This window comes from Pseudonocardia lacus, from assembly GCF_018531445.1.
Classification (GTDB): Bacteria; Actinomycetota; Actinomycetes; order Mycobacteriales; family Pseudonocardiaceae; genus Pseudonocardia; species Pseudonocardia lacus.
On sequence record NZ_JAHDTH010000320.1, the window covers coordinates 1 to 5,786 of the forward strand.

At 75.6% G+C, this 5,786-nt stretch carries 5 protein-coding genes and 1 pseudogene; all 6 read right to left on the minus strand.

What is annotated here, in order from left to right; translation table 11 throughout:
- Nucleotides 1–1,012, minus strand: a 1,012-nt coding sequence (locus KIK08_RS36770) for a glycosyltransferase family 4 protein (RefSeq protein ID WP_214407937.1), incomplete at its 3' end; no start/stop codon positions are given.
- Between the two features lie 8 nt (nt 1,013–1,020).
- Entirely contained in the window at nt 1,021–1,962 is a 942-nt protein-coding gene (locus tag KIK08_RS36775) for a phosphatidylinositol mannoside acyltransferase (protein WP_308258125.1), read from the minus strand.
- A complete protein-coding gene (pgsA, locus tag KIK08_RS36780) occupies nt 1,959–2,612 on the minus strand; it encodes a phosphatidylinositol phosphate synthase (protein ID WP_214407934.1) in 654 nt (217 codons plus the stop codon). The genes KIK08_RS36775 and pgsA overlap by 4 nt, the downstream gene beginning before the upstream one ends.
- 65 nt (nt 2,613–2,677) lie before the next feature.
- Nucleotides 2,678–3,223 (minus strand): HIT family protein, encoded by a 546-nt coding sequence (locus tag KIK08_RS36785; RefSeq protein ID WP_214407935.1) that lies wholly within the window; start codon nt 3,221–3,223, stop codon nt 2,678–2,680.
- Between the two features lie 97 nt (nt 3,224–3,320).
- Nucleotides 3,321–5,390, minus strand: a complete 2,070-nt coding sequence (thrS, locus tag KIK08_RS36790) for a threonine--tRNA ligase (protein ID WP_214407936.1) — start codon at nt 5,388–5,390, stop codon at nt 3,321–3,323.
- A 211-nt stretch (nt 5,391–5,601) separates the two neighbouring features.
- A pseudogene (locus KIK08_RS36795) lies at nt 5,602–5,786 on the minus strand (hypothetical protein); the annotation flags it as partial.

Here is a 5,786-nt window from a genome sequence, read left to right on the forward strand (position 1 = left end):
CGGCGCCCAGCGACGCCCGGCGCGCGGGGTCGTCCAGCAGCGCGGCGAGGGCGCCCGCCAGCGCGACCGGGTCGCCGACCGGGAACAGCTCGCCCGCCGGGCCCGGCCCGAGCACGGCGCGGAACGCGTCCAGGTCGCTGGCCAGCACGGGCGCGCCGGCCGCCATCGCCTCGGTGAGCACCATGCCGAAGCTCTCGCCGCGCAGGTTGGGCGCGCAGAACACCCGGACCGAGCGCAGCGCGGAGGCCTTGGTGGCGTCGTCGACCGGGCCCAGCAGGTCGAGCCGGTCGGCCACCGGCCCGGCCGCCCGGCGCAGGGCCGCGGCGTCGCCCTGCCCGACGACGACCAGGCGCAGGTCGGGGCGGGTCGGCGCGAGCAGGCGGACGGCGTCCAGCAGCACCGGCATGCCCTTGCGCGGCTCGTCGAACCGGCCGAGGAAGCCGACGGTGTCGGGCGCGGGGTGGCCGGGCAGCGGCGGGGCGCCGGCGAACGCCGCGACGTCGACCCCGTTGGGGATCTCCACCGCGTCGCCGCCGAGGTGCTCCACCTGCACCCGCCGGGCCAGCGGCGACACCGCGATGCGCGCCGTGACCTTCTCCATCAGCGGGCGCAGCACCCCGCCGAACGCGCTCAGCACCCGGGAGCGCTCGGTCGCGGTGTGGAACGTCGCCACGATGGGGCCCTGCGCCGCCATCAGGGCCAGCGCCGACAGGCTCATCGCGGTGGGCTCGTGCAGGTGCAGCACGTCGAACCGGTTGCGCGCGAGCCAGCGCCGCGTCCGCGCGTAGCTGCGCGGACCGAACGTGATCCGGGCGACCGAGCCGTTGTAGGGCACCCCGAGCGCCCGCCCCACCGAGGTGACGAACGGCGGCAGCGGGGTGTCGTCGGAGGCGGGGGCGAGCACGCGGACCGAGTGCCCGAAGCCCTGCAGCGTGCGGGCCAGCCCGATGACGTGGGCCTGCACCCCGCCGGGGACGTCCAGCGAGTACGGGCAGACGATCCCCACCCGCAGCGCCGGGTTCACCCCGCCACCCGCCCGGCGGTCGCGGCGGGCCGGTCGGCCGGCCAGACGGGCTGCAGCGCGTGCCAGTCCCACGGGCTGCGGCGGATCATCGCGGCCAGCGAGTCGGCTTCGGCCTGCAGCGCGGTGGGCACGGCGGAGCGGTCGGGCACCGGGACCGGCTCGGCCAGCTCCAGCGTCCAGCCGGTCGGCGTGAACCCGGCGAACACCGGGACCAGCAGCGCCCCGGTGAGCGCGGCGAGGCGGGCCGGGCCGGCGGGGAAGCGGGCGCGCTCGCCGAAGAAGTCCACCGGGACGCCGGTGGCGGTGAAGTCGCGCTCGACGAGCAGGCACACCACCCCGCCGCCGCGCAGCCGCCGGGTGAGCGCCCGGTGCGCCGCCGCCCCGTCGTCGGCGGCCACCACCTCGAAGCCCAGCGCCTCGCGGTAGGAGACGAAGCGGCGGTAGAGCGACTCCGGGCGCAGCCGCTGGGCGACGGTGGTGAACGCGGGCTCGTGGCCGAGCCCACGCAGCTCCTCGACCAGCCACACGCCCGCAGCGTCCCAGTTGCCGCTGTGCGGCAGCGCGAAGATCACCCCTCTGCCCTCGGCGACCGCCCGGTGGAACGGTCCGGTGCCCGACGCGCGGGTGCCGGCGTGCACGGCGACGGGGTCGGTGGCCGGCAACCGGAACGCCTCGTGCCAGTAGCGCGCGTAGCTGCGCAGCCCCTCGCGGACGAGCCGGTCGAGCTCCTCGGGCGAGGCCTGCGGGACGACGCGGGCGAGGTTGGCGCGCAGCTGGCGCGGCCCGGCGCCGCCGCGGCGGGCGACCAGGTCGGCACCCCGCTCGAACACGCGCCTGCCCGGCCCTGCGGGCACGGCGCCGACCAGCCTCCAGGCCGCGGCGTACTCGGCGACGGTGAGCCGCTCGCGCCACGACTCGCGCTCCACCGCGCCGCTCACGACCCCGGGGCCGGGTCGGCGGGCCGCTCGTCGGGGTCGACGCCCGCCGCGGCGCGGGCGCTGCGGTGCACCGCCGCGATCCGCTGGCCGACGGTCCACAGCGATGCCGCGGCCAGCACCCAGAGCGCCACGTGCAGCGCGTAGGGCACCCCGAGGCCGTGCAGCCCGGCGCCGACCAGCCCGAGGATCAGTCGCTCCGCGCGCTCGACCAGCCCGCCGTCCGCGCTCAGGCCCGCGCCCTCGGCCCTGGCCTTGACGTAGGACACCAGCTGGCCGGTGACCAGGCACAGCAGCGCGGCGACGCCGAGCAGCCGCTGCTCCCCCACCCCGAGGCACCACCAGGTCAGCCCGGCGAACAGGGCGCTGTCGGCGACGCGGTCGCAGGTGGAGTCCAGCACCGCCCCGAACGGGGTGCCCCGGCCCCTCGCCCGGGCCATCGCGCCGTCGACGAGGTCGAACAGCACGAAGAAGGTGATGACCGCTGCGCCGGTGAACAGCTCGCCGCGGGGCAGGAACCACAGCGCGGCCGCGACCGTGCCCGCGGTGCCGGCCACGGTGACCGCGTCGGGCGTGACGCCCCTGCCGACCAGCCAGCGGGCGAGGGGCTCGGCCACTCGGTCGACGTGCACGCGGGCGAGGACGTTGAGCATGGTCTCCTGCTTGTGGATCGGTCCAGCCGATGCCGGGGACCACCGTCCAGCCTAGCCGGGTGGAGCTACGGGCCGGGCTTGCCCCACGCCTCGGACAGCAGCGACCGGGTCTCGGACAGCAGCTGCGGGATGACCTTGGTCTGGCCGACCACGGCGATGAAGTTCGCGTCGCCGCCCCAGCGCGGGACCACGTGCTGGTGCAGGTGCTCGGCCAGCGACCCGCCGGCCACGGCGCCGAGGTTGAGCCCGACGTTGAACGCGTGCGGGGCGGCGACCCGGCGCATGGCCCGCACGGCGTCCTGGGTGAACGACATGAGCTCCCCGGACTCCTCCCCGGTGAGCTCCTCGATGTCGGCGACGTGCCGGTAGGGCAGCACCATCAGGTGCCCCGGGTTGTAGGGGTGCAGGTTGAGCACCGCGTAGACGACCTCGCCCCTGGCCACGACCAGGCCGTCCTCGTCGGACATGGCGGGGATGCGGCAGAACGGGCAGCCCTCGGCGCCGGCCTCCTTGATGTAGGCGAGCCGGTGCGGGGTCCACAGCCTGCGGAAGCCGTCCGGGGTGCCGACGCCGTCGCGCTCCTCCATGTCGGGGCCGTGGGCGTCGCTCATGGCGCGATCCTAGTAGTGCGCTCCCCCGGGCAGGCGCGCGGCGAGACCTGCCGGCCCCGCCCCCACCCCACCGACGCCGTCGCTCTCGACGGCGCGCTCAGGCGGGCTGGGTGGCCTGGAAGGACTCGGCGGTGGGGGCGGTGTTGTCGCGGCTGCGGATCCACTCCACGACGCGGCGCACCGCCTCGTCCACGGCCACCCCGTTGACCTGGGTGCCGTCGCGGAAGCGGAAGCTCACCGCACCGGCCTCGGCGTCGCGCGCGCCGAGCAGCAGCAGGAACGGCACCTTCTGCAGGGTGTGGTTGCGGATCTTCTTCTGCATCCGGTCGTCGCCCGCGTCGACCTCGACGCGCACCCCGTGCTCGCGCAGCGCGGCGGCCACCGCCTCGACGTGCGGCACCTGCTCCTCGGTGACCGGGATGCCCACCACCTGCACGGGCGACAGCCACGCCGGGAAGGCCCCCGCGTAGTGCTCCAGCAGCACGCCGAAGAAGCGCTCGATGGAGCCGAAGAGCGCACGGTGGATCATCACCGGGCGCGGGCGGGAGCCGTCGGCCGCGGAGTACTCCAGGCCGAACAGGTCGGGCTCCATGAGGTCGACCTGGATGGTGGACAGCTGCCAGGTGCGCCCGATCGCGTCCCGGGCCTGGACGCTGATCTTGGGCGCGTAGAACGCCGCCCCGCCCGGGTCGAGCACCAGCTCCAGGCCGCTGGCCTCGGCGGCCTGGCGCAGCGCGTCGGTGGCGCGCTCCCAGTCCTCGTCGGAGCCGATGGACTTCTCCGGGTCGCGGGTGGACAGCTCCAGGTAGAACTCGTCGAGGCCGTAGTCGCGCAGCAGGTCGAGCACGAACCGCAGCAGCGACTCGATCTCGCCCAGCATCTGGTCCTGGGTGCAGTAGATGTGCGAGTCGTCCTGGGTGAACCCGCGGGCCCGGGTGAGCCCGTGCACCACGCCCGACTTCTCGTAGCGGTAGACGCTGCCGAACTCGAACAGCCGCAGCGGCAGCTCCCGGTAGCTGCGCCCGCGCGAGCGGTAGATCAGGTTGTGCATCGGGCAGTTCATCGGCTTGAGGTAGTAGTCCTGGGCGGCCTTGCGCACCGTGCCGTCGGCGTTGCGCTCCTCGTCGAGCTGCATGGGCGGGTACATGCCGTCCGCGTACCACTGCAGGTGCCCCGAGGTGACGAACAGCTGGCCCTTGGTGATGTGCGGGGTGTTGACGAACTCGTAGCCCGCCGCCTCGTGCCGCCGGCGGGCGTAGTCCTCCATCTCCCGGCGGATGATCCCGCCCTTGGGGTGGAACACCGGCAGCCCGGAGCCGATCTCGTCGGGGAAGGAGAACAGGTCGAGCTCGGCGCCGAGGCGGCGGTGGTCGCGGCGCTCGGCCTCGGCGACCCGGTCGAGGTGGGCCTGCAGGGCGTCGTTGCTCTCCCACGCGGTGCCGTAGATGCGCTGCAGCTGCGGGTTCTTCTCGCTGCCCCGCCAGTACGCGGCCGCGGAGCGGGTGAGCGCGAACGCCGGGATGTGCTTGGTGGTGGGCACGTGCGGGCCCCGGCACAGGTCCGACCAGACGACCTCGCCGGTGTGGGCGTGCACGTTGTCGTAGGCGGTGAGCTCGCCGGACCCGTCGACCTCGACGATCTCGTCGCCGCGCTCGCCGTCGGGGGCGCCCTTGAGCTCGATCAGCTCCAGCTTGTACGGCTCGTCGGCGAGCTCCTTGCGGGCCGCGTCGAGCGAGTCGTAGCGGCGGCGGGAGAACCGCTGCCCGGCCTTGATGATCTTCCGCATGGACGACTCGAGCGCGCGCAGGTCGTCCGGGGTGAACGGGGTGTCGACGTCGAAGTCGTAGTAGAAGCCGTCGACGACCGGCGGGCCGATGCCCAGCTTGGCCTCGGGGCGCTGCTGCTGGACGGCCTGGGCCAGCACGTGGGCGGCCGAGTGCCGGATGACGGCGCGGCCGTCGTCGGTGTCCGCGGCGACGGGCGAGACGTCGGTGTCCGCATCGGGCTGCCAGGACAGGTCGCGCAGCGTCCCGTCGCCGTCGCGGACGACGACGACGGCCTCGGGCCCGCTGCTCGGCAGGCCGGCCGCGCGGACCGCGGCGCCCGCCGTGGTCCCGGCCGGCACCCGGACGGGAGCGGACGCGGGACGGGATGCGGGCGCGGACACGGAGGGCCTCCTGCGGGGATCTTGCGGTGGTCGGAACGGTCGCCGGCGCGTGGCGGCGACACCCCCGATGCTAGAGGGGTGACGCGAACGGGTTGCGGGCGCGGACCCCGCGGCGGCGCCGACGCCGAGTCCCCGTAGTCCGCGCAGATGCTGTGCACCCTGCGCCGACCACACCGCCCCTGCGAAGACACCGAGGGGCGGGGCGTCCGGATCAGCCGGAACGGGCGGGCGGTAGCGCGGAGGGCGGCGCGGGCGGGCGCGGGTCGCCGGCGGGGGGCTCCTCCTCCGCCCGGGACCGGGTGGGGGCTCGGCCGGGTGCGGCGGCCGCCCGGAGGTCGAGGCCCGGGGTGAACAGCGAGGGCGCCGCGTGGGCCGCCGCGCCTGCGGGGACCGGCG